At 68.4% G+C, this 19,413-nt stretch carries 19 protein-coding genes; 7 read left to right on the top strand and 12 right to left on the bottom strand.

What is annotated here, in order from left to right; genetic code table 11:
• Positions 1-46: 46 nt before the first annotated feature.
• The 6 genes from ACLBYA_RS29055 to ACLBYA_RS29030 all read right to left on the bottom strand — a co-directional run bounded on the left by ACLBYA_RS29055 (position 47) and on the right by ACLBYA_RS29030 (position 6,582).
• Positions 47-1,843, bottom strand: coding sequence for a hypothetical protein (locus ACLBYA_RS29055; RefSeq protein ID WP_447712946.1), 1,797 nt, complete (start codon positions 1,841-1,843; stop codon positions 47-49).
• 365 nt (positions 1,844-2,208) lie between these two features.
• Complete coding sequence (locus tag ACLBYA_RS29050) at positions 2,209-3,609, bottom strand: protein adenylyltransferase SelO (RefSeq protein ID WP_447712945.1); 1,401 nt, start codon at positions 3,607-3,609, stop codon at positions 2,209-2,211.
• Between the two features lie 10 nt (positions 3,610-3,619).
• Positions 3,620-4,342 carry an adenosylcobinamide-GDP ribazoletransferase gene (locus tag ACLBYA_RS29045; RefSeq protein WP_447712944.1) on the bottom strand — a complete coding sequence of 241 codons (723 nt, stop codon included), beginning with the start codon at positions 4,340-4,342 and terminating at the stop codon, positions 3,620-3,622.
• Positions 4,339-5,382 (bottom strand): nicotinate-nucleotide--dimethylbenzimidazole phosphoribosyltransferase, encoded by a 1,044-nt coding sequence (gene cobT / locus ACLBYA_RS29040; protein ID WP_447712943.1) that lies wholly within the window; start codon positions 5,380-5,382, stop codon positions 4,339-4,341. Before cobT ends, ACLBYA_RS29045 begins: the two co-directional genes overlap by 4 nt.
• Positions 5,379-5,900: a bifunctional adenosylcobinamide kinase/adenosylcobinamide-phosphate guanylyltransferase gene (locus ACLBYA_RS29035; RefSeq protein WP_447712942.1), complete on the bottom strand. Its 522-nt coding sequence runs from the start codon at positions 5,898-5,900 to the stop codon at positions 5,379-5,381. The genes cobT and ACLBYA_RS29035 overlap by 4 nt, the downstream gene beginning before the upstream one ends.
• 10 nt (positions 5,901-5,910) lie before the next feature.
• Positions 5,911-6,582, bottom strand: coding sequence for a DUF3043 domain-containing protein (locus tag ACLBYA_RS29030; RefSeq protein ID WP_447712941.1), 672 nt, complete (start codon positions 6,580-6,582; stop codon positions 5,911-5,913).
• A 71-nt stretch (positions 6,583-6,653) separates the two neighbouring features.
• Between ACLBYA_RS29030 and ACLBYA_RS29025 the strand changes: the two genes are divergently transcribed.
• A complete protein-coding gene (locus ACLBYA_RS29025; RefSeq protein ID WP_447712940.1) occupies positions 6,654-7,715 on the top strand; it encodes a glycerate kinase family protein in 1,062 nt (353 codons plus the stop codon).
• A gap of 62 nt (positions 7,716-7,777) precedes the next feature.
• A complete protein-coding gene (locus tag ACLBYA_RS29020; RefSeq protein ID WP_447712939.1) occupies positions 7,778-8,134 on the top strand; it encodes a HesB/IscA family protein in 357 nt (118 codons plus the stop codon).
• 27 nt (positions 8,135-8,161) lie between these two features.
• On the opposite strand, the gene ACLBYA_RS29015 is transcribed toward ACLBYA_RS29020, so the two are convergent.
• Entirely contained in the window at positions 8,162-8,779 is a 618-nt protein-coding gene (locus tag ACLBYA_RS29015) for an Rv0361 family membrane protein (protein WP_447712938.1), read from the bottom strand.
• A gap of 145 nt (positions 8,780-8,924) precedes the next feature.
• Between ACLBYA_RS29015 and ACLBYA_RS29010 the strand changes: the two genes are divergently transcribed.
• Positions 8,925-9,896: a carbohydrate kinase family protein gene (locus tag ACLBYA_RS29010; RefSeq protein WP_447712937.1), complete on the top strand. Its 972-nt coding sequence runs from the start codon at positions 8,925-8,927 to the stop codon at positions 9,894-9,896.
• Between the two features lies 1 nt (position 9,897).
• On the opposite strand, the gene asnB is transcribed toward ACLBYA_RS29010, so the two are convergent.
• Positions 9,898-11,829 (bottom strand): asparagine synthase (glutamine-hydrolyzing), encoded by a 1,932-nt coding sequence (asnB, locus tag ACLBYA_RS29005; RefSeq protein WP_447712936.1) that lies wholly within the window; start codon positions 11,827-11,829, stop codon positions 9,898-9,900.
• Between the two features lie 126 nt (positions 11,830-11,955).
• Here asnB and ctaC point away from each other — a divergent pair, with 126 nt between their 5' ends.
• The 4 genes from ctaC (at position 11,956) to ACLBYA_RS28985 (ending at position 15,066) form a co-directional block, all read left to right on the top strand.
• Positions 11,956-12,996, top strand: coding sequence for an aa3-type cytochrome oxidase subunit II (ctaC, locus tag ACLBYA_RS29000; protein ID WP_447712935.1), 1,041 nt, complete (start codon positions 11,956-11,958; stop codon positions 12,994-12,996).
• 9 nt (positions 12,997-13,005) lie between these two features.
• A complete protein-coding gene (locus ACLBYA_RS28995) occupies positions 13,006-13,425 on the top strand; it encodes a cytochrome c oxidase subunit 4 (RefSeq protein ID WP_447712934.1) in 420 nt (139 codons plus the stop codon).
• Between the two features lie 145 nt (positions 13,426-13,570).
• On the top strand, positions 13,571-14,410 hold the full coding sequence (locus ACLBYA_RS28990; RefSeq protein ID WP_447712933.1) for an MmpS family transport accessory protein: 840 nt from the start codon (positions 13,571-13,573) through the stop codon (positions 14,408-14,410).
• Positions 14,410-15,066, top strand: coding sequence for a DUF2561 family protein (locus tag ACLBYA_RS28985; protein ID WP_447712932.1), 657 nt, complete (start codon positions 14,410-14,412; stop codon positions 15,064-15,066). Before ACLBYA_RS28990 ends, ACLBYA_RS28985 begins: the two co-directional genes overlap by 1 nt.
• On the opposite strand, the gene ACLBYA_RS28980 is transcribed toward ACLBYA_RS28985, so the two are convergent.
• The 4 genes from ACLBYA_RS28980 to qcrC form a co-directional block, all read right to left on the bottom strand.
• On the bottom strand, positions 15,021-15,638 hold the full coding sequence (locus ACLBYA_RS28980; RefSeq protein ID WP_447712931.1) for a mycothiol transferase: 618 nt from the start codon (positions 15,636-15,638) through the stop codon (positions 15,021-15,023). The genes ACLBYA_RS28985 and ACLBYA_RS28980 overlap by 46 nt on opposite strands.
• A gap of 127 nt (positions 15,639-15,765) precedes the next feature.
• A complete protein-coding gene (qcrB, locus tag ACLBYA_RS28975) occupies positions 15,766-17,412 on the bottom strand; it encodes a cytochrome bc1 complex cytochrome b subunit (RefSeq protein ID WP_447712930.1) in 1,647 nt (548 codons plus the stop codon).
• Positions 17,409-18,575: a cytochrome bc1 complex Rieske iron-sulfur subunit gene (gene qcrA / locus ACLBYA_RS28970; RefSeq protein ID WP_447712929.1), complete on the bottom strand. Its 1,167-nt coding sequence runs from the start codon at positions 18,573-18,575 to the stop codon at positions 17,409-17,411. The genes qcrB and qcrA overlap by 4 nt, the downstream gene beginning before the upstream one ends.
• The gene (gene qcrC / locus ACLBYA_RS28965) at positions 18,572-19,387 is read right to left on the bottom strand and encodes a cytochrome bc1 complex diheme cytochrome c subunit (protein WP_447712928.1); all 816 of its coding nucleotides are present in this window, start codon (positions 19,385-19,387) and stop codon (positions 18,572-18,574) included. The genes qcrA and qcrC overlap by 4 nt, the downstream gene beginning before the upstream one ends.
• Positions 19,388-19,413 lie beyond the last annotated feature (26 nt).

Genomic DNA, 19,413 nt, shown 5'->3' with positions numbered 1-19,413 from the left:
CGTGCCGGCTGTCGCCGACACGCCCGCGCTGCCCCTGACGCCGTTGTCAGGCGGCGAGATCCCAGCTGACCTGCTGCTGGGCCGGCACCGGGTTATCGGCGACGATCAATTCGTAACCACTTGCGGCCCATGCCCACATGAAGGTGGCCAGCGGCACGGCCATACCCTGACCGCTGGGCTCACCGAGCCCGCTGTCGTTCACGTACACGACGGCCACGTAGTCACGGGGGTCCAGCGGGCTGGGGGCCTTGAGATCGATGCCGATCACCGAGATGGCGTGATTCGGGTTCACCATCGTCGAGCCGTCACCGTAGCCCAGTGCGCTCCACATGCTGCCGGCGCTGATCATGGTGATGGTGCCCTTGCCGTCCAGCAGTGATTCCTTGAGCTGGCCCAGCGCGTCCTGCCCGATGCCGTAGCCGGCCTCGTCGCCATACTCGTCCATGCGGTAGGTCTCGACATCGAAGCCCAGAACCCGCAGCAGCTGCGCGGTGTCCGCCGTGGTCAGCCCGTTGGTGCCCTCGTCGACCCACATCATGCCCGGATGGGACACGCTGGGTGTCCTCTTGACGAGGTCGAGGAACTCACTCTCGGTCGTGCCGGTCGGCAACGTCCCGGTGAGCTGACCCCACACCGATGCGACCGCCATGACCGCGCAGTCGTCGTCGTTCTGGTGCACGTAATAGTCGCGATTGATCGCCGGGGTGCCGTACTTACCGTTGCCGTCGAACTCGACGAGGACCTGCAGTCGGGTTGTGTCGGGGCGGGCCAGTCCGAAGGCGACAGCCAACGAATGCAGCATCTGCTGGGCCAGTCCGGCCAGTCCCGGCAGTCGGGCCGCGGTGCCGTTGCTGGCCTCGATGACGAAGTAGTCGACCGTGCCGGGCGCCCGGAACTTCGGTTTGGCGGTGTAGGTGTACTGACCGGTGACCGGGTCGACGGTGACGGTGCCGTAGTCCGCCTGCTGCCGGACGCGGTAGGTGAGCGCAAAACCGTTGTTGCTCTGACCGGTGACAGTGCCGACGACACCGGTGCCGGGGACCTGCTCGGCGGTGCCGTTCTGCAAGGTCGGCGAGACGTTGTCGAAGATGTACTTGAACTGCCGGACGAGGTTGTCCCACGGCGAGTTCGATCCCGATGGGCGTGCGGTTGCCTGCTGCTGCTCCAGCGGCCCGGCGCGCGGGGTGGCGGTCGAGACCTCGGTCTCCGGGGCCGCGACTTCCTCGGTGGGCGCGACGGTCTCCGGTTCGGGGATGACCTGGCTCGCGTCGGGTTCGGGAGCCGTGACCGGTGCCGTCGACGATTCCGGTATCGACGATTCCGGTGTGGTCGGTTCTGGTGTCGAGGTGACCTCGGCGGTGCTGTCGACCGCATCGGTCATGGTGTCGAGGACGGCAACAGGCTGCGTGGCCTGCCGCGCTGCTCGGCGCTTCTCGGCGAGGGCGGCGCGCCGCTCGGCACGCTTCTGCGCGGCCTTCTCGGCCTTCGTCGACGGTTCGGATGCACTCGCGCTGTCCCCGGACTCGGCCGATGCGCCCGACTTCGTGTCGGTGTCGCCGGCACTGTCACGGTCGCTGCCGGGTGCGGAGTTCGAGGCGGGTGAGCTGCTCGGCCCGGAGTTCGAGCTCGACGCGCTGCTTGAGCTGGAATCCGAACCTGCGGAATCGGTTTCGGCCGCGGCGACAGCGGCACCGGACACCACCGCCGCGCCGAGTCCGACGGCCAGCGCGCCGGCGGCCAGCCATGCTGTCAACCGGCGGGTGATGGATGCGGCCATCGGCTCGACCGGGCGGCCCGGCGGTTCGGTGCGTTTGCGGCAGCGCCGCCGGTGGTGTCGATCCACGATTCAACGTCCTTTCCAGGCCGGCAGGAATCCCTGCTGGATCCTGCTCCGGTCCAGGGCACGATAAGGTCTCCGGCAACGGTGCACAGCAACTTGCCTGAAAATTATCACTTCCGTCAATATTTGTTCGTTTGCCACGGCGCCCGACGCGGAATGTGGATGTCGGAACAATCTGTGCTGTCAGTCGTCTGCAACTGGAAGAGTCATCAAAGTTGCAGATAGATCAGTATCTAGCAAACCTAGAATCTATTGCTGCAAGTGGACGGGGCCGTCAATATGCGCCGGTAGGCGCGTCGGTGGATCCATGACCGGCGGTGGCCAAGTACTTCAGAAAGCAACTACTCGGCTAATGCTCCGGGGGTGACTCAGGTCCCGCAGAAGGTCCGGTAGCTCGCGGTGAAATCCTCGGACGCCGGTGCCGCGTAGCGCTGCAGGCCGGGGCGCTCGGTGAACGGGTCGGTGACGGCGTCGAGCAGTCGGCGCATCGGTTCCAGATCGCCGGCGGTGGCCGCCGCCAACGACTCCTCCACGAGGTGGTTGCGCGGGATGTAGATGGGGTTGACGCGGTTCATGGCCGCGGTGTCCGGGTTGTGGGCGCGCCAGCGCGTCACCCAGCCCATGAAGCCCAGCGGCACGTCGCCGCGGGCCAGCCCGCGGAAGAACGAGGTGTACTCGACGCGGTGTTCCTCGAGCAGCTTGGTCAGCTCGTCGATCAGGCCGTCATCGGTAAAGCCATGGGGCAGGCCGATTTTGGTGTGCATGCCGGATCGCCAGGCGGACTGGTAGGCGCCGGCGAAATCGTTGAGCGATGCCGTGGCGAGTTCGATTGCGGTATCGGTGTCGTCGGCGATCAAGGGCAGCAGCGTCTCGGCGAACCGGGCCAGATTCCAGCCGGTGATGGCGGGCTGATTGCCGTAGGCGTAGCGGCCCCAGCTGTCGATCGAGCTGTACACCGTCGCCGGGTCGAAGGTCTCCAGGAATGCGCACGGGCCGTAGTCGATGGTCTCGCCGGCGATGGTGACGTTGTCGGTGTTCATCACGCCGTGGATGAATCCGATCAGCATCCAGCGCGCCACCAACTGCGCCTGCGCGGCGAGCACCGCGTCGAACAGCGCCAGGTACGGGTTCGAGGCATCGGCGCAGGCCGGGTGATGCCGGTTGATGGCGTGATCGGCCAGTCGCCGCAGCAGACCCAGGTCGCCGGTGGACGCGGCGTAGACGAAGCTGCCGACCCGGATGTGGCTGGCCGCCACCCGGGCCAGGACCGCGCCCGGCAGCACCGTCTCGCGGTGCACCGGCGCGCCGGTGGCCACCACCGCCAACGACCGGGTGGTCGGCACGCCCAGGGCGTACATGGCCTCGCTGACGATGTATTCGCGCAGCATCGGGCCCAGCGCGGCCAGGCCGTCGCCACCGCGGGACAGCGGGGTCCGACCGGAACCCTTGAGGTGCAGGTCGCGGCCGTCGGTGAACTCGCCGAGCAGCAGGGCGCGGCCATCGCCGAGGCGCGGTTGCAGGCCGCCGAACTGATGCCCGGCGTACACCTGCGCGACGGGTGCGGCGCCGGCGGGCGGCAGCGCCCCGGTCAGCAGCCCGATCCCGTCCGGGGTGCGCAACCAGTCCGGGTCCAAGCTCAGCTCGCGGGCCAGCGGCTCGTTGAGCACCGTCAACACCGGGGCCGGTGGCTGCTGTGCCTGCCAGCTGATCGCCAACTCGGGCAGTTCGCGGGCGAAACGGTCGTCCAGCACGATCGTCGACGCGGTCATCTTCCCGACGCTAGTTGATGGCCAGCCCGAGCGCCGTCAGCGTCGTCGTGACCTCGACAGCGGCACCCAGCACGTCACCGGTCACGCCGCCGAAGCGGCGCACACAGTGGCCGACCAGCAGCGCACACAGCCCGAGCGCGACGAGCACCACCAGCGGTCCCTGCCAGATCCGGTCGGTGGTGACCGTCGCCGCACCGGCCAGCACCAGCGTCCAGGCCACCACCACCCAGGGTGGCTGGCTGCCGGCGACCAGCGCGCCCAACGTGCTGCCCGGCGCGGCCGGCACCGCGCGCCGGCAGGTCAACACCACGGCCACCCGACCCGCGGCCACCGCCACGATCACCGCGACCGGTTCGATGATCCCGAAGGCCAGGCCTTGGGTCACGATCACGATGACCACCGCGGCCACCCCGAACGGTCCGGCGGTGCCGTCGCGCATCACGGCCAGGGCGCGCTCGGGCGCGCCGTAACAACCCAGTCCGTCCACCGTGTCGGACAGCCCGTCGATGTGCAGGCCGCGGGTGCACAGCAGCAGCACCGTCACGGCGAGCGCCCCCGGCAGCGCGCCGGCACCGAACAGCTCGCTCGCGCCCCAGACCACCGCGGCGGCCAGCGCACCCAATCCGGCACCGACCACCGGCAGCGCGGTCAAGGCCCCCCCGCCGAACGGATGATCCGACCGGATGGGCAACACCGTGCCGAACGCGAAGGCCGACGCCAGCGCACCGATCATGAGTCCGAGATGCCTGCTTCGTCGAAGGTGGCCATCAACCCCAGGGTGGCCACTGCGGCGCGCAGGATCGGAAGTGCCACCGCGGCACCGCTGCCCTCGCCCAGGTGCATCCCGAGATCGACGATCGGCTCCAGCTCCAGCCGTTGCAGGGCGACGGTGTGCGCCGGTTCGGTGGACCGGTGCCCGGCCCGCCACCACGCCTTGGCTCCCGGTGCCAGTTCGTCGGCGACCAGTGCGGCGGCGGTCACCACCACACCGTCGAGCAGCACCGGGGTGCGCCGCACCGCGGCCTGGGCCAGAAAGCCCGCCATCGCGGCCAGGTCGGCGCCGCCGCACACCCGCAGCAGGCCGAGCGGGTCGGTGACCACGGCCCGGGCGCGGTACAGCGCGTCGCGGATCGCCGAGGCCTTGCGGGCCCAGCCGATGTCGTCGATGCCGGTGCCGCGGCCGATGACCGCGACCGGTTCGGAACGGGTCAGCGCGGCAATCAAAGTTGTTGCGGGCGTGGTGTTCCCGATGCCCATATCGCCGGCGATCAACAGATCGGCGCCGGCGTCGACCTCCTCGTCGGCGATCGCGCGGCCGGCGGCCACCGCGGCGGTGGCCTGCTCGGCGGTCAACGCATCCTCGACGGCGATGTTGCCGCTGGAGCGGCGGATCTTGTGCCTGCCGACGGTGTCGTCGGCCGTGTCGTTATCGACCGCGATATCGGCCACCCGCACCCCGGCCCCGGCCAGTTCGGCCAGCACATTGATGGCCGCGCCGCCGGCCGCGAAATTGGCGACCATCTGCGCGGTCACCTCGGACGGGAATGCCGACACCCCCGCGGCGGTGACGCCGTGGTCGCCGGCGAACACCACGACCCGCGCCCGGTCGAACTGGCGCGGCGGGCAGACGCCCTGACACGCGGCGACCCAGACCGACAGTTCCTCCAACCGGCCCAGGGAGCCGGGCGGTTTGGTGAGGGTGCGTTGCCGGTTGCGGGCGGCCTGGGCGGTATCCGCGTCGGGCGCGGTGATCTCGGGGAAAGCAACGGTCATTGGCACTCCTTGACGACCAGGGGTTGCCCGGCGATGACGAGGACGACCCGGTCGCACAATGCCGCGAGCCGCTGGTTCAGGGTGCCCAGTTCGTCGGTGAACAGCCGCCCGGCCGGGGTCGCCGACACCACCGTCAGCCCGACCTCCGGGCTGACCAGCACCAGCGGCCCGGTGTATTCACCGACCGCGGCGCACAGCTCGTCGGCATCGGGACCCACCGGCGCGCCGGCCCAGGCGCCACGGCGGTCCATGGCCGCCGTGAGCCAGCCGCCGATATCGTCGACCAGCGTCGCGGTTACTCGATCGGTGCGCAATTGTGTTGCGGCATCGGCGGATTCGACCGTGGCCCAATGCGAAGCTCGGCGGCTGCGGTGCGCGTCGACGCGGGCTGTCCAGCTGTCCTGCCCCTCGGGGACCGGGCCGGTGGCCAGGTAGCGCACCGCGGGGGCGTCGGCGAGCAGTGCCTCCGCATACTGCGATTTGCCCGAACGGATACCGCCGAGGATCAGCGTGCGCACCGTGCAGGGCTCAGACGTCGTCGCCGCGGTTGACCTGCGGCCGGGGTGCGCGCATGCGACGCAGCTGTGACGCACGGCTGGCGGCGTAGAAGCCCAGCCGCCAACCGATTTCGGTGTTGTCCGGGAACTTCTCGTCGACCTTGCGGTTGACGTAGCGGCCCACCAGCACGCCGTCGATGGCCATCACGACGAGCAGGACCGGCATGGCGAACGACAGCGGCTGCTGCACCGCCGGTGCCGGGACCGACAGCGTCACCAGGATCAGGCCGAGCGCGATCGGCATGAACAGGCCCAGCAGGTTGCGGCGGGCGTCGACCAGATCGCGGACGTACCGCCGGACCGGACCCTTGTCGCGCGGCAGCAGGTAGGCGTCCTCGCCGGCCATCATCTTCTCGCGACGGTCGGCCATATCGGCGCGCCGGGTCACCTTCTGGGCGCGGCGCTCCTCCTTGGACAACTTGGGCCCGGCGACGGCCTTGCGGCGCTTACGCGCCTCGGAGGTGGTCATCGGTGCGGGCGCCACGGGACCGCGCTTGCGGGCACCCTCGCTGCGTTTCGGGGTGGGACGGCCCTTCGGCGCGGTCAGCTTGGACTCGCCGGTGTCGTCCGGCGTCACCGATGTGCCGGCGGATTCGGCATCCTCCGGTTCGGGATTGCCCTTGTTGCGGCCGAGCAGCTTCACGCCTCCAGGCTACTTGCCGGGGCTCGCAGCTCCGGCATGCACCTCCGAAAGTGAGGCTCTACGCTGCTGGGATGACTGGGCTGGCGGTACTGATAGCGCCGGACTGCTTCGGCGACACGCTGACCGCGGTGCAGGCGGCCGAGGCGATCGCAGCGGGTTGGAAGGCCGTCCGCGGCGGTGACAGCGTCACGCTGGCACCGCAGTCCGACGGCGGTCCCGGTTTCGTCGAGGTGCTCGCCAGCCGGCTCGGCGGACTGCAGGCCGTGACCGTGCACGGGCCGCTGGGATCATGGGTCGACGCGCACTGGGTGCGCCACGGTGACACCGCCTATATCGAATGCGCGCAGGCCTGCGGACTGACCCTGCTGGGACGCGCGCCGGACCCCGAGACCGCGGTCACCGCCGACACCCGTGGGGTCGGGGAACTGATCGCCGCGGCGGTTGCCGCGGGCGCCCGCCACATCGTGGTCGGGCTGGGTGGCAGCGCCACCACCGACGGTGGCCGCGGGCTCATCGATGCGCTGGGTGGATTGGAATCCGCGCGGGCGACGCTGGCCGATGTCGAGTTGATCGCTGCCAGCGATGTCGAGCATCCGCTGCTCGGGCCGATGGGGGCGGCCGCGGTGTTCGGCCCGCAGAAGGGGGCCGACCCGGCGACCGTGGCACTGCTGGAACAGCGCCTGACCGAATGGGCGGCCGAGCTGGGCCCGGGGATCGCCGAACGGGAGGGCGCCGGTGCGGCCGGTGGTCTGGGTGCGGCCCTGCTGGCACTCGGTGGCCGTCGTGAGCCCGGCGCCGCCGTCATCGCCGAACACACCCGGCTGACCGACGATGTCGCCGCCGCCGACCTGATCATCACCGGTGAGGGCCGTTTCGACGACCAGTCGCTGCACGGCAAGGTGGTCAGCGCGCTGGCCGGCGGGGCCCGCACCCGCGGCACCCGGGTCGTGGTGCTGGCCGGCCAGGTCACCCTGGAGCCCGCCGCCCTGGCCGACGCCGGGATCAGTGCGGCCTACTCGGTGACCGATTTCGCCGGGTCGGTCCAGCTGGCCATGGACGATGCCGCCAATCAGCTGACCGGGCTGGCCACGCGCACCGCCGCGGACTGGGATGGCGGCACCGCTCGGGAATAGTGGCCGAACAAGGTACCGTTGAACACATCGCGATATGCACGAGCACTTCTTCAGGAGATGCAATGACTCTTCAGGACGACACCACCACCGAAACCCACGGTGCGGTGCTGACCGACGCCGCCGCCAGCAAGGCCAAGGCGCTGCTGGACCAGGAGGGCCGTGACGACCTGGCGCTGCGCATCGCCGTGCAGCCCGGTGGCTGCGCCGGCCTGCGCTACAACCTGTTCTTCGACGACCGCACCCTCGACGGCGACCTGACCACCGATTTCGGTGGCGTGGCGCTGACGGTGGACCGGATGAGTGCGCCGTACATCCAGGGCGCGACCATCGACTTCGTCGACACCATCGAGAAGCAGGGCTTCACCATCGACAACCCGAATGCGACCGGGTCCTGCGCCTGCGGCGACTCGTTCAACTGATCTCGACCCGACGGGCCGGCTGATGATTCAGCCGGTCCGTTGTACGTAGGAACAGACCAGCACCTCGTCGTCCAGCTGTAGCAGCTGGGCGACGGCTTGCATTTCGGTACCTGCCTCGGCGGCGCCGCGGCCGGTACCGGGCTCGGCCACCCGCAGCGTGAACAGGGCCTGGGCCTGACTGGTCGACCAGGGCACTACCTTGTCGACGGAGGCCACCTCGACCCTGCCGTACTGTTTGGCGAACCCGTCGGCGTTCAGTTCGGCCAGCGCCAGATCGGACTTGCGGTCGTCGACCTCGTCATACAGCCCGCACAGTGTGTGCCGGGCGATCGCCTCCACATCACCGTCGGCCAGCGCGTCGAGGAATCCCTGGATCGCCGGTTGCACATTCTGCGCCGTCATCGGCGCCGGCGTGTCCTCGCCGCCGGTCAGCGCCACCGCGGTGCCGGCCACCGCGGTGGCGACCACCACCGCGGTAATTCCCGCGATCAGGTAGCGGCGCCGGTTGTTCTTCGGATATGGCACCGGCGGCGGCAGTTGGCCGGGATAGGCGCCGGTGAACTGGCCGGGCAGTGGCGGGGGCTGGTTTCCCTGCGAAAAACTTTGCGGGGGAGGGGATTCGGGATACGGCACGGGACCGGACATCGGGTGCTTTCCACGTCTGGGTTCGAAAACGGACTCATCTGCAGGCTAGCGCACCGGCGTCGGCGCCCCGGTGGACCGCAGCGCGCTCACCACAGCCTCTGTAGTGTTCGCCTAGCTACGTTAACGATTTGAAGGGCGAGTTTTCGTGACCATTGCCGTGACCGGATCCATTGCGACCGACCACCTGATGAAGTTCCCGGGCAAGTTCTCCGAACAACTGCTGCCCGACCACCTGCAGAAGGTGTCGCTGAGCTTCCTGGTCGATGACCTGGTGATCCACCGGGGCGGGGTCGCGGGCAACATGGCCTTCGCCATCGGTGTGCTCGGCGGCAAGGCGGCGCTGGTCGGCGCGGTCGGGCGGGATTTCGGTGACTACCGGCAGTGGCTCGGCGAGCACGGTGTCGACACCTCGAATGTGCTGGTCTCCGAGACGGCCTACACCGCCCGGTTCGTCTGCACCACCGACGAGGTGATGGCCCAGCTGGCGTCGTTCTATCCGGGTGCGATGTCCGAGGCCCGCAACATCGATCTCGCCGACGTCGTGAAGCGCAGTGGCGCACCGGAACTGGTGATCGTCGGCGCCAACGACCCGGATGCGATGTTTCGGCACACCGACGAATGCCGGGCGCTGGGCCTGCCGTTCGCCGCCGACCCGTCCCAGCAGCTGGCGCGCCTGGACGGCGAGCAGATCCGCCGGCTCATCGACGGAGCCACCTACCTGTTCACCAACGATTACGAGTGGGACCTGCTGCTGCAGAAGTCCGGGCTGTCCGAGGCCCAGGTGATGAGCCAGATCAAGCTGCGGGTCACCACGCTGGGGGACAAGGGTGTCGATATCGTCGGCAGCGACGGCACCTTCGTGCACGTCGGCATCGTCCCGGAGACCCGGCAGGCCGACCCGACCGGTATCGGCGACGCCTTCCGGGCCGGATTCCTGACCGGTCGGTCCGCCGGGCTGAGCCTGGAACGCTCGGCACAGCTGGCCTCGATGGTGGCGACGCTGGTGCTGGAGGCATCCGGCCCGCAGGAGTGGACCTGGGACCGCGACGCCGCCGTCAAGCGGCTGACCGATGCCTACGGTGCCGAGGCCGGCGCCGAGATCGGCGCAGCCATCTGATCTACAGCTGCACGGGGTAGGTCGGTTCGCTGATCTGTGGTGTGACGGTGCCCTCGACGAAGATGGCGTGCCACAGCATGAAGATCAGCACCGTCCACAACCGCCGGCTGTGGTCGCTGTCGCCGTTGCGGTGCTCGGTGAGCATGGTGCGCACCGCGTTCAGGTCGACCAGATGCCCGGCCTGCGAGGTGTCGATGGTGTGCTGCGCCCAGTCCAGCAGCGGGCCGGCCTTGAGCCAGTGCCGGATCGGCACCGGGAAGCCCAGCTTGGGGCGGTTGAGCACATGTGCGGGCACGATCGGTTCCAATGCCCGGCGCAGCGCGTACTTGGTGGTGGTGCGGGTGATCTTCTCCTCGTACGGCAGCCGGGAGGCCACCGCGAACACCTCGGGGTCCAGGAACGGCACCCGCAGCTCCAGGGAGTTCGCCATCGTCATCTTGTCGGCCTTGACCAGGATGTCGCCGCGCAACCAGGTGAACAGGTCGACGTGCTGCATACGGGCCACCGGATCCCAGCCGGCCGACGCCGCGTACAGCGGTGCGGTGACGTCGGTGTGTGTCCATTCCGGGTGGAACCCGGGCAGGACGGCGCGCAGCTGATCGTCGGAGAAGCTGCGCGCGTTGCCGTAGTACCGCTGTTCCAGGGTCAGCGACCCGCGGTGCAGCAGGCTCTTGCCGCGCATCCCCTCGGGCAGCGGCTTGGATGCCTTGCCCAGCGAGCGGCGCAGCGGCCGCGGGATGTAGTCGAAGGCCTTGAGCGACAACGGCTCCCGATAGATGGTGTATCCGCCGAACAGCTCGTCGGCGCCCTCGCCGCTGAGTACCACCTTGACGTGTTTGCGGGCCTCGCGGGCGATGAAGAACAGCGGCACCAGCGCCGGGTCGGCGACCGGTTCGTCGAGGTACCAGACGATCTCGGGCAGCGCGCCGACGAACTCCTCGGCGCTGACCACCTTGGTCACGTGCCGGGCTCCGATCGCCTTGGCTGACTCGACCGCGACGTCGACCTCGGAGAAGCCCTCGCGCTCGAACCCGGTGGTGAACGTGATCAGCCGCGGATTGTGCCGCATCGCCAGCGCCGCGATCGCCGTCGAATCGATCCCGCCGGACAGGAAGGCGCCGACGGTCACATCTGCCCGCATGTGCTTGGCGACCGAGTCCTCCAGCACCGCGGTGATCTCGTCATAACGGGCCTGCTCGTTGCCTGTCACAAACGGGACCGGCTCGAATTTCGGCTGGAAATAGCGGGTCACCACCGGCGCCCGGCCGGGCCGCAGGACGGCGTAGCTGCCGGACTCCAGTCGGCGGATGCCGCGCTGCAGCGTCTCGGGTTCGGGTACGTACTGCAGCACCGTGTAGTGCTGCACGGCGCGTTCGTCGATGCTCAGGTCCAGTCCGGCGGTGGCGGCGAGGTCGATGAGGCATTTCTTCTCGCTGCCGACGACGGTCCCGCCGGGTCCGGTCGCCATGTAGAGCGGTTTGATGCCGAACGGGTCCCGCGCGCACAGCAGCTCGGCGGAGTGGGTGTCCCACAGTGCGAAGGCGAACATGCCGCGCAGCCGGTTCAGTACCTCGGTGCCCCAGAAGTGGAACCCGGCAACGATCGCCTCACCGTCGCCGTCGGTGTGGAAGACCGCGCCGAACTCCGCGCGCAGAGCCTCCCGCAACTCCAGGTAGTTGTAGATCTCACCGTTGAAGACGAGCGCGTAACGATCGGGCGCGTCGACCGGGCCCCAGCGCAGCGGCTGATGACTGTGCGCGATATCGATGATCGAGAGCCGGTTGAAGCCCAACACGACGTCGGTGTCCGACCAGGTACCGGGCTCGTCGGGACCGCGGTGACGCATCAGATGCGAGGCCCCGGAAACCGCTTCGACCAGCACTTCGGTGGTCTCCACGGACGGGTCGGTCAGATAGGCCAGCAGTCCGCACACCGCGCCAGTATGCCGAATCGGTCGGTCGCTTCGCTCGACCCGGCGGGCGTGGTCTACGCTGCGTAGTATTCGCCAAGATTCACCGACCGCCCTGCGGTTCACCGACTTCATCTAGGAGGCGCCGACGTGACCGCTCGCGGGTACCGTTTGGTGGCGTTGTCACTGGTATTGGGTGGCATGACCATCCTGCTGAGCGGTTGCAGCTACCAGGAGATCTTCGGCCTGGGCTGGCCGTCCGGCATCACCCCGGAGGCACGACTCAACCGTGACCTGTGGGTCTGGTCGGTCATCGCGTCGTTCGTGGTGGGTGGCATTGTTCTGCTGCTGATCTTCTGGACCAGCATCTTCCACCGCAAGAAGGACACCGACACCGAGCTGCCGCGTCAGTTCGGCTACAACATGCCGCTGGAACTGGTACTGACGGTGGTGCCGTTCCTGATCATCTCGGTGCTGTTCTACTTCACCGTGGTGGTGCAGGAGCGCATGCTGCACAAGGATCCGAACCCTGAGGTCGTCATCGACGTCACCGCGTTCCAGTGGAACTGGAAGTTCGGTTACCAGAAGATCGAATTCGCCGACGGCACACTGTCCTACGACGGTGTCGACAACGAGCGCAAGCAGGCTATGGCCTCGGTGCCCGAGGGTGTCGACGAGCATGGCATCGAGCAGGTCGGACCCATCGCCGGTAAGAACGGTGAGGACCGCACCTACCTGAACTTCAACAAGATCGAGACCATCGGCACCAGCACCGAGATCCCGATCCTGGTGCTGCCGAAGGGCAAGCGCATCGAGTTCCAGATCGCGTCGGCCGACGTGATCCACGGGTTCTGGGTTCCCGAGTTCCTGTTCAAGCGGGACGTGCTGCCCAACCCCAAGGAGAACAACTCCGACAACATCTTCCAGGTCACCGAGATCGAGCAGACCGGCGCGTTCGTCGGGCGCTGCACCGAGATGTGCGGCACCTACCACGCGATGATGAACTTCGAGGTCCGCGTCGTCGAGCCCAATGACTTCAAGGCCTACCTGGAGTACCGCGAGGACCGCCCGACCGCGACCAACGCCGAGGCGCTGGAAGCCATCGGCCAGGATCCGTTGTCCACCACCACAGCCCCGTTCGACACCCGCCGCGGTGAGCAGGTCGGTGTCCCCCCGCAGGCGAGCAAGTAGGGATCAGGCATGCATATCGAAGCCAGGTTGTTCGAGTTCCTGACGGCGTTCTTCCTGCTGTCGGCCATCGTGTACGGCGTGCTGACGGCGATGTTCGCCAATGGCGGCATCGAGTGGGCGGGTACCACCGCGCTGGTGCTGACCACCGGTCTGACCCTGATCACCGGAACGTTCTTCCGTTTTGTGGCCCGGCGCCTGGATACCCGACCCGAGGACTATGAAGACGCCGAGATCAGCGATGGCGCCGGCGAACTGGGCTTCTACAGCCCGCACAGCTGGTGGCCGATCCTGATCGCGCTGTCCTTCTCGATCGCCGCCGTCGGTGCCGCGATGTGGCTACCGTGGCTGATCGTCGCCGGTATCTGCTTCGTGCTGGCATCCGCCGCCGGCCTGGTCTTCGAGTACTACACCGGACCCGAGAAGCACTGAGCCCATCCTGGGCCGGTCCTTCGGCCAGGTCACAACCGTGCGTCAGTTCGCTGGCGCGCCGTGTCGGCCCGGTCCGCACCGCCGCCCGGTTGGGTAATCTTGCCGAGGCAGCAGTCGAGAAGGATAGGCCGAGGTTTAGTTGCAGATGAGCGGGCCGTCAGGACCGGACTCTTCGGGTGGTGCGGATAAGGATCCGGTTCGCCGCGCCGACGAGACCGACATCCATTCCCGGGCATATTCCGCCCCGGAATCCGAACAGTTCACCAGCGCGCCCTATGTGCCGCCGGACCCGGCGCTGTATGACTACGACAACTACAGTCCCGGCGTCCACCCTGATGACGAGAAGCCACCCCGGTGGCCCTGGGTCGTCGGCGTCGTCGCGATCGTGGCCGCCATCTCGCTGGTCGCCTCCGTCGCGCTGCTGGTGACCCGTAGCGATCCCGACAGCGACAGTCTGGCCAACCCGCAGACGTCGACCACGTCGGCGCCGCCGGTGCAGGACGAGATCACCACGACACAGCCTCCACCGCCGCCGACCGAGCCGCCGCCTCCGCCGCCCACCGAGCAGCCGCCGCCCCCGCCGCCGGAGACCGTCACGGTCACCCAGGAGCCGCCGCCCCCGCCACCTCCGCCGCCGGCCGAGGAACCGGCGCCACCCCCGGCGACCACCGAGGCGCCGCCCCCGCCGCCGCCCACCACGACGCGGCCGGCCGGGCCGCGCCAGGTCACCTACTCGGTGACCGGTACCAAGGCGCCTGGCGACATCATCACCGTCACCTACGTCGATGCGTCGGGCCGCAGCCGCACCCAGCGCAACGTCTACATCCCGTGGTCCCTGACGGTCACCCCGATATCGCAGTCAGAGGTGGGATCGGTGCAGGCCTCCAGCCTGTTCCTGGTCAGCCGGCTGAACTGCTCCATCACGACCAGCGACGGAACGGTGTTGTCCTCCAACACCGGTAACGCCGCACAGACGAGCTGCTGATGTTGGACACCACCTCTCATCCCAAGTCGAGGAACACGCTGTCCGGGCCCCCGAACCTGGACCGCATCCTGCTGGGGGTGTGTGCCGCAGTCTGGTTGGCGGCCCTCGGTGTGGCGGTCGCCGCCACGGTGCGCCTGGTCGACCTGGGCAGTGGGCGCGGCACCGTCCGCGCCGAAATCGCCGAGGCCTCCGGGTCGGACACGCCGTGGGCGCTCTACACCGTCATCGGGGTGTCGGCGATGGTGATCGCGGTGGCGATCCCGCTGTTGATCCGGGCCCGGCAGCAGAGCACCGATCGTCCGCTGCGCAGCGGCACAGGCCTCACGGTGTCCGGCGACAGTGCGGTGCTGCCGACCCGGGAGGCTCGTCGCCGGGCCGCCGATAGCGCGTCGGCCGTCGCCGAGAACCCGGTGCGCGGTGGTGCGCTGCCGGCCGTCGTCGAGCAGGTCTATCTGCGCTGCGGCGCTGCGGTCCTGGCCGCGGTCGGGGCCGGCACGCTCGCGGTCGCGGTCGCGACCTACCTGATGGCCGGCGGCAACAGCACCGGTGCGATCGCGCTGTACATCATCGCGGGCATCGTGACCGTCGGTATGGCGGCGGTGCCCTGGTTCTACCTGCGTGAACTGCGCGGTGTCCTCGGATTGGACGCCGGCTGAACCGAGGGGCGCCATTCGAACGGCGGGTCCTCGCCGACGCGCCCGTCGATCGCCTCCCGTAACAGGTCGGCATGCCCGGTGTGGCGGCCGTACTCCTCGATCAGATCGCACACGCTGCGGCGCAGACTCGCCCGGCTGCCGTCCGGCCAGGCGATGCCCACCAACTGATCCAGGCCCCCGTCAGCCAGGGCTGCGGCCAGCCGGGCGCGGGACCGCGCCACCGTGTCATCCCATAGCGTGTAGAGCTGCGCGGGGGAGTCGTCGGCGGCGGAGGTGAAGTCCCAGTCCGGGTCGGCGTCCCAGTCGGCTTCGTCCTGATAAACGCTGTCCCACGGCTCACCCATGGGCGAATGGTCGAGGCCGGGGCCGAACCGCTGCGCCTCGGCACGGGCGAGATGCTTGAGCAGACCGCCGAGGGTGAGTGTGGACGCGCCGATACGGGTGTCCAGGGCGGTGGCGTCCAGACCGTCGGCCTTCCAGCGGAACGTGTAGCGCAGCCGGTCCAGCGCGCCGAGCAGATGCTGTTCCTCGGTGCCGGCCAGCGGCGGCTCCCACGGCGGATCGACGGTCATGCCTCATCCTCGCGCGAACGACCGCAAAATGTCGCCGGTGGCGGCGTGTCGGCGTACAGACACGGTCGCTCGCGGAACGAAAAGCCCCCGCAGCCTGGTGTGGTTGCGGGGGCCTTCTCGTGAACCTCTAGTGGTGTCCGTTGGACCCGTTCGAGCCGTTGCCGTTGGTGCCCTGGCTCTCGGCGAGGACCGCGAGCGCCTTGTGATGCGCACTGTGGGCGGCCTCGGTGAGTGCTTCGTGCTCCTCGATCGGATCGGGGGTCAGGAAGCTGCCGGTGCCGGGCGAACCGCCGGATCCCAACTTGTTCATCCGCTTGGGCAGAGCCGCGCCCTGGTACTCCAGCGGAATCGGGTGTCCGTGATCGTCGACCGGGCCGAGCGGCTGATGCAGCTCGATGTAGGCACCGTGCGGCAGTCGGGTGATGATGCCCGTCTCGATACCGTGCTCGAGCACCGCGCGGTCGCTGCGCTGCAGGCTGATCGCCCATCGGTAGGTGATGTAGTACACGATCATCGGCAGCACCACCATGCCGATGCGACCGATCCACGTCGTAGCGTTCAGCGAGATGTGGAACTTCAGCGCGATGATGTCGTTCATGCACATGAAGGTCAGCAGCAGGTAGAACGAGATCGCCGCCGCGCCCACCGCGGTCCGGGTCGGAGCGTCACGCGGACGCTGCAACAGGTTGTGGTGGGCATCGTCGCCGGTGAGCTTGCGCTCGATGAACGGGTAGGCCATCAGCAGCATGAAGACCAGGCCCATACCGACCGCCACCCACACCGACTGGGGAATGGTGTAGTTGCCAATGTAGAACTCCCAGGCCGGCCAGGTACGGGCCAGACCGTCGGTCCACATCATGTAGAAGTCGGGCTGGCTACCGGCCGAGATCTGCGAGGGCTTGTACGGGCCGAGCACCCAGATCGGGTTGATCTGCAGCAGACCGCCCATCAGGCCCAGCAGGCCGGTGATCATCGCGAAGAACGCACCGGACTTGACCGCGAAGACCGGCATGACGCGCACGCCGACGACGTTCTTCTCGGTGCGGCCGGGGCCGGGGAACTGGGTGTGCTTCTGGAACCACACCAGTGCCATGTGCACGCCGATGAGCGCGAGCATGATGCCCGGGATCAGCAGGATGTGCAGGGCGTACAGGCGCGGGATGATGATCTCGCCGGGGAAGTCGCCGCCGAACAGCGCCCAGTGCAGCCAGGTTCCGATGACCGGCATGCCCAGGGTGATCGAGGAGAACGCGGCGCGCAGGCCGGTGCCGGACAGCAGATCGTCGGGCAGCGAGTAGCCGAAGTAACCCTCGAACATCGCCAGGATCAGCAGCAGCGAGCCGATGACCCAGTTGGCCTCACGTGGGCGGCGGAACGCACCGGTGAAGAAGATGCGCGCCAGGTGCACCATGATCGACGCGGCGAACAACAGGGCCGCCCAGTGGTGGACCTGGCGGACGAACAGGCCGCCGCGTACCTCGAAGCTGATCTCCAGGGCCGATTCGTAGGCCCGCGACATCTGGATGCCCCGAAGTGGTTGGTACACACCCTCATACGTGACGTGGGCCATCGACGGATCGAAGAACAGCGTCAGCCAGACACCGGTGATCAACAGGATGATGAAGCTGTACAGCGCGATCTCACCCAGCAGGAAGGACCAGTGGGTGGGGAAGACCTTGTTCAGGACTCCGCGCCGGACCGCCTCCGAGGGGTGGTACCGGGAATCGATCGCGTCGCCCTGTTTGGCTGCGATGTCTGCAAGCTTGGGACTCATGATTTGCGCTCCCAGAATGCCGGTCCGACGGGTTCGATGAAGTCGCCGTTGGCGACCAGGTAGCCATCCTTGTCGATGGTGATGGGCAGCTGTGCCAGTGCGCGGGCGGCCGGGCCGAAGATCGGGCGCGCGAAGTGCAGCGCGTCGAACTGCGACTGGTGGCAGGGGCACAGGATGCGGTAGGTCTGCTGCTCGTACAGCGACGAGGGGCATCCCAGGTGCGAGCACACCTTGGTGTAGGCGAACAGCTCACCGAAGTTGAAGCTCTCCTGCCCCTGGCGCTTGACGACCTTGGGCATGTCCTGGGTCTTGATGCGGATCAGCATGACCGGGTTGCGTACGCCCATGGCGATCTCGAACAGGTGGTGGCTGGACTCGACGGTGGTGCCGTCGCCGTCGGACTCACGCCACGGGAACACGGTCTCCATACCGCCGGCGTCAATGTCCTCGGGCCGCATCTTGACGAAGGCCGACTCGCCGGGCAGGCCGGTCGCGCGGGCCACGAAGATGGTCTCGCCGTGGAACCGCGGGGTCCACCCGGAGGTCCACAGCACGGCCTTCTTGCCCTCGGCCGTCGCGACGACGGGCTTCCACGGGTTCTTGATCAGGCCGCCCATGAAGGCCACCAGGGTGCCCAGGCCGAACGCGCCCATGCCGATACCCATCGACAGGCCGATCAGCTTGCGCCGCTTGATGGTCGAACCTTCGAGGGCGTCGCTCAGGTTCGCGACGATGGTCTTGCGGTGGAGCTCTGAGGAGGCGCCGTCGTGGCGGTCCTGGATGGTGATCTCTTCGGGGATGAACTTCTTCTGGAAGAGCACCGCGCCGATACCGATCGCCAGGATCGACAGACCGAAGGTCAGGCCGTAGAGCGGAGTGGCCAGCGTGTAGAGCCGCTCACCCTCGCCGCCGTAGGGGACGTACTCCCACGGCCAGAACAGGAAGACCAGCAGCAGTGCCAGGCCCGAGATACCGCCCAGCAGCAGCCAGTACGCGACGGTGCGCGACGCCCGCTTCTCGGCCTTGGTGCCCTCGACCGGCCAGCGCGGTTCCTTGTAGACGATCTCGACACCGTCGAGCTTGCCGCCCAGGGCGAGCAGTTCCTCACGGGACATCTCCGCCAGTTCGGCGTCGGTCGGAGTGTCCGGGGTCTTGGACGTCATGCGCGCGCTCCGATCCACATCGTGATGCCGACGGCGGCCACGATCCCGATGATCCAGATGGCCATACCTTCGGTGGTGGGGCCGAAGCCGCCCAGGCCGTAACCGCCCGGGTCCGGGGTGTTGGCCGCCTGCACGACATAGCTGACGATGTCGTTCTTCTCCTGCGGGGACAGCTGGCGGTCGGAGAACTTCGGCATGTTCTGCGGGCCGGTGAGCATGGCCGTGTAGACCTGCGCGGGTACCTTGGCGGCCTCACCGAGATCGGGTGCGTACTTACCGGAGGACAGCGCGCCGCCCTTACCGGTGAAGTTGTGGCAGGAGGCGCAGTTCAGCCGGAAGAGGTCGCCACCGCGGGCGACGTCACCGGCCAGCATGGCCTCATTGGCGATGTGCCCGTTGGCATCCCGGGGGACGACCGGGCCGCCGCCGTTGGCCTGCACGTAGGCGCCGAGCGCGTCGATCTGGTGCTCGTCGAAGATCGGGTCCTTACGCGGGGCCTGGGCCTCACCGCGCATGGCCGGCATGCGGCCGGTGGAGACCTGGAAGTACACCGCGGCCTCGCCGGTGCCGATCAGGCTGGGGCCACGGTCGGCCACACCCTGCAGGTTGGCGCCGTGGCAGCTGATGCACGAGGTGTCGAAGAGCTGCTCGCCGGTGCGCAGCAGCGCCGACTGCGACTCGTCGGCCACCGCCACCTGGGGCGTCGGCGTCAGCGTCGCGGCGACCACGCCGGCGGCGGACAGCCCGAGCAGCAGCAGCAGCGCCGCGGATACCCGGCGGCGGAACCGGCGGCGTGACTTGGTGGACGACATCGAACCCCTTCTCAGCGGACGCATCG

The sequence above is a fragment of the Mycobacterium sp. C31M genome (assembly GCF_053345865.1).
This window is presented reverse-complemented; position numbering and strand designations above follow the sequence as displayed.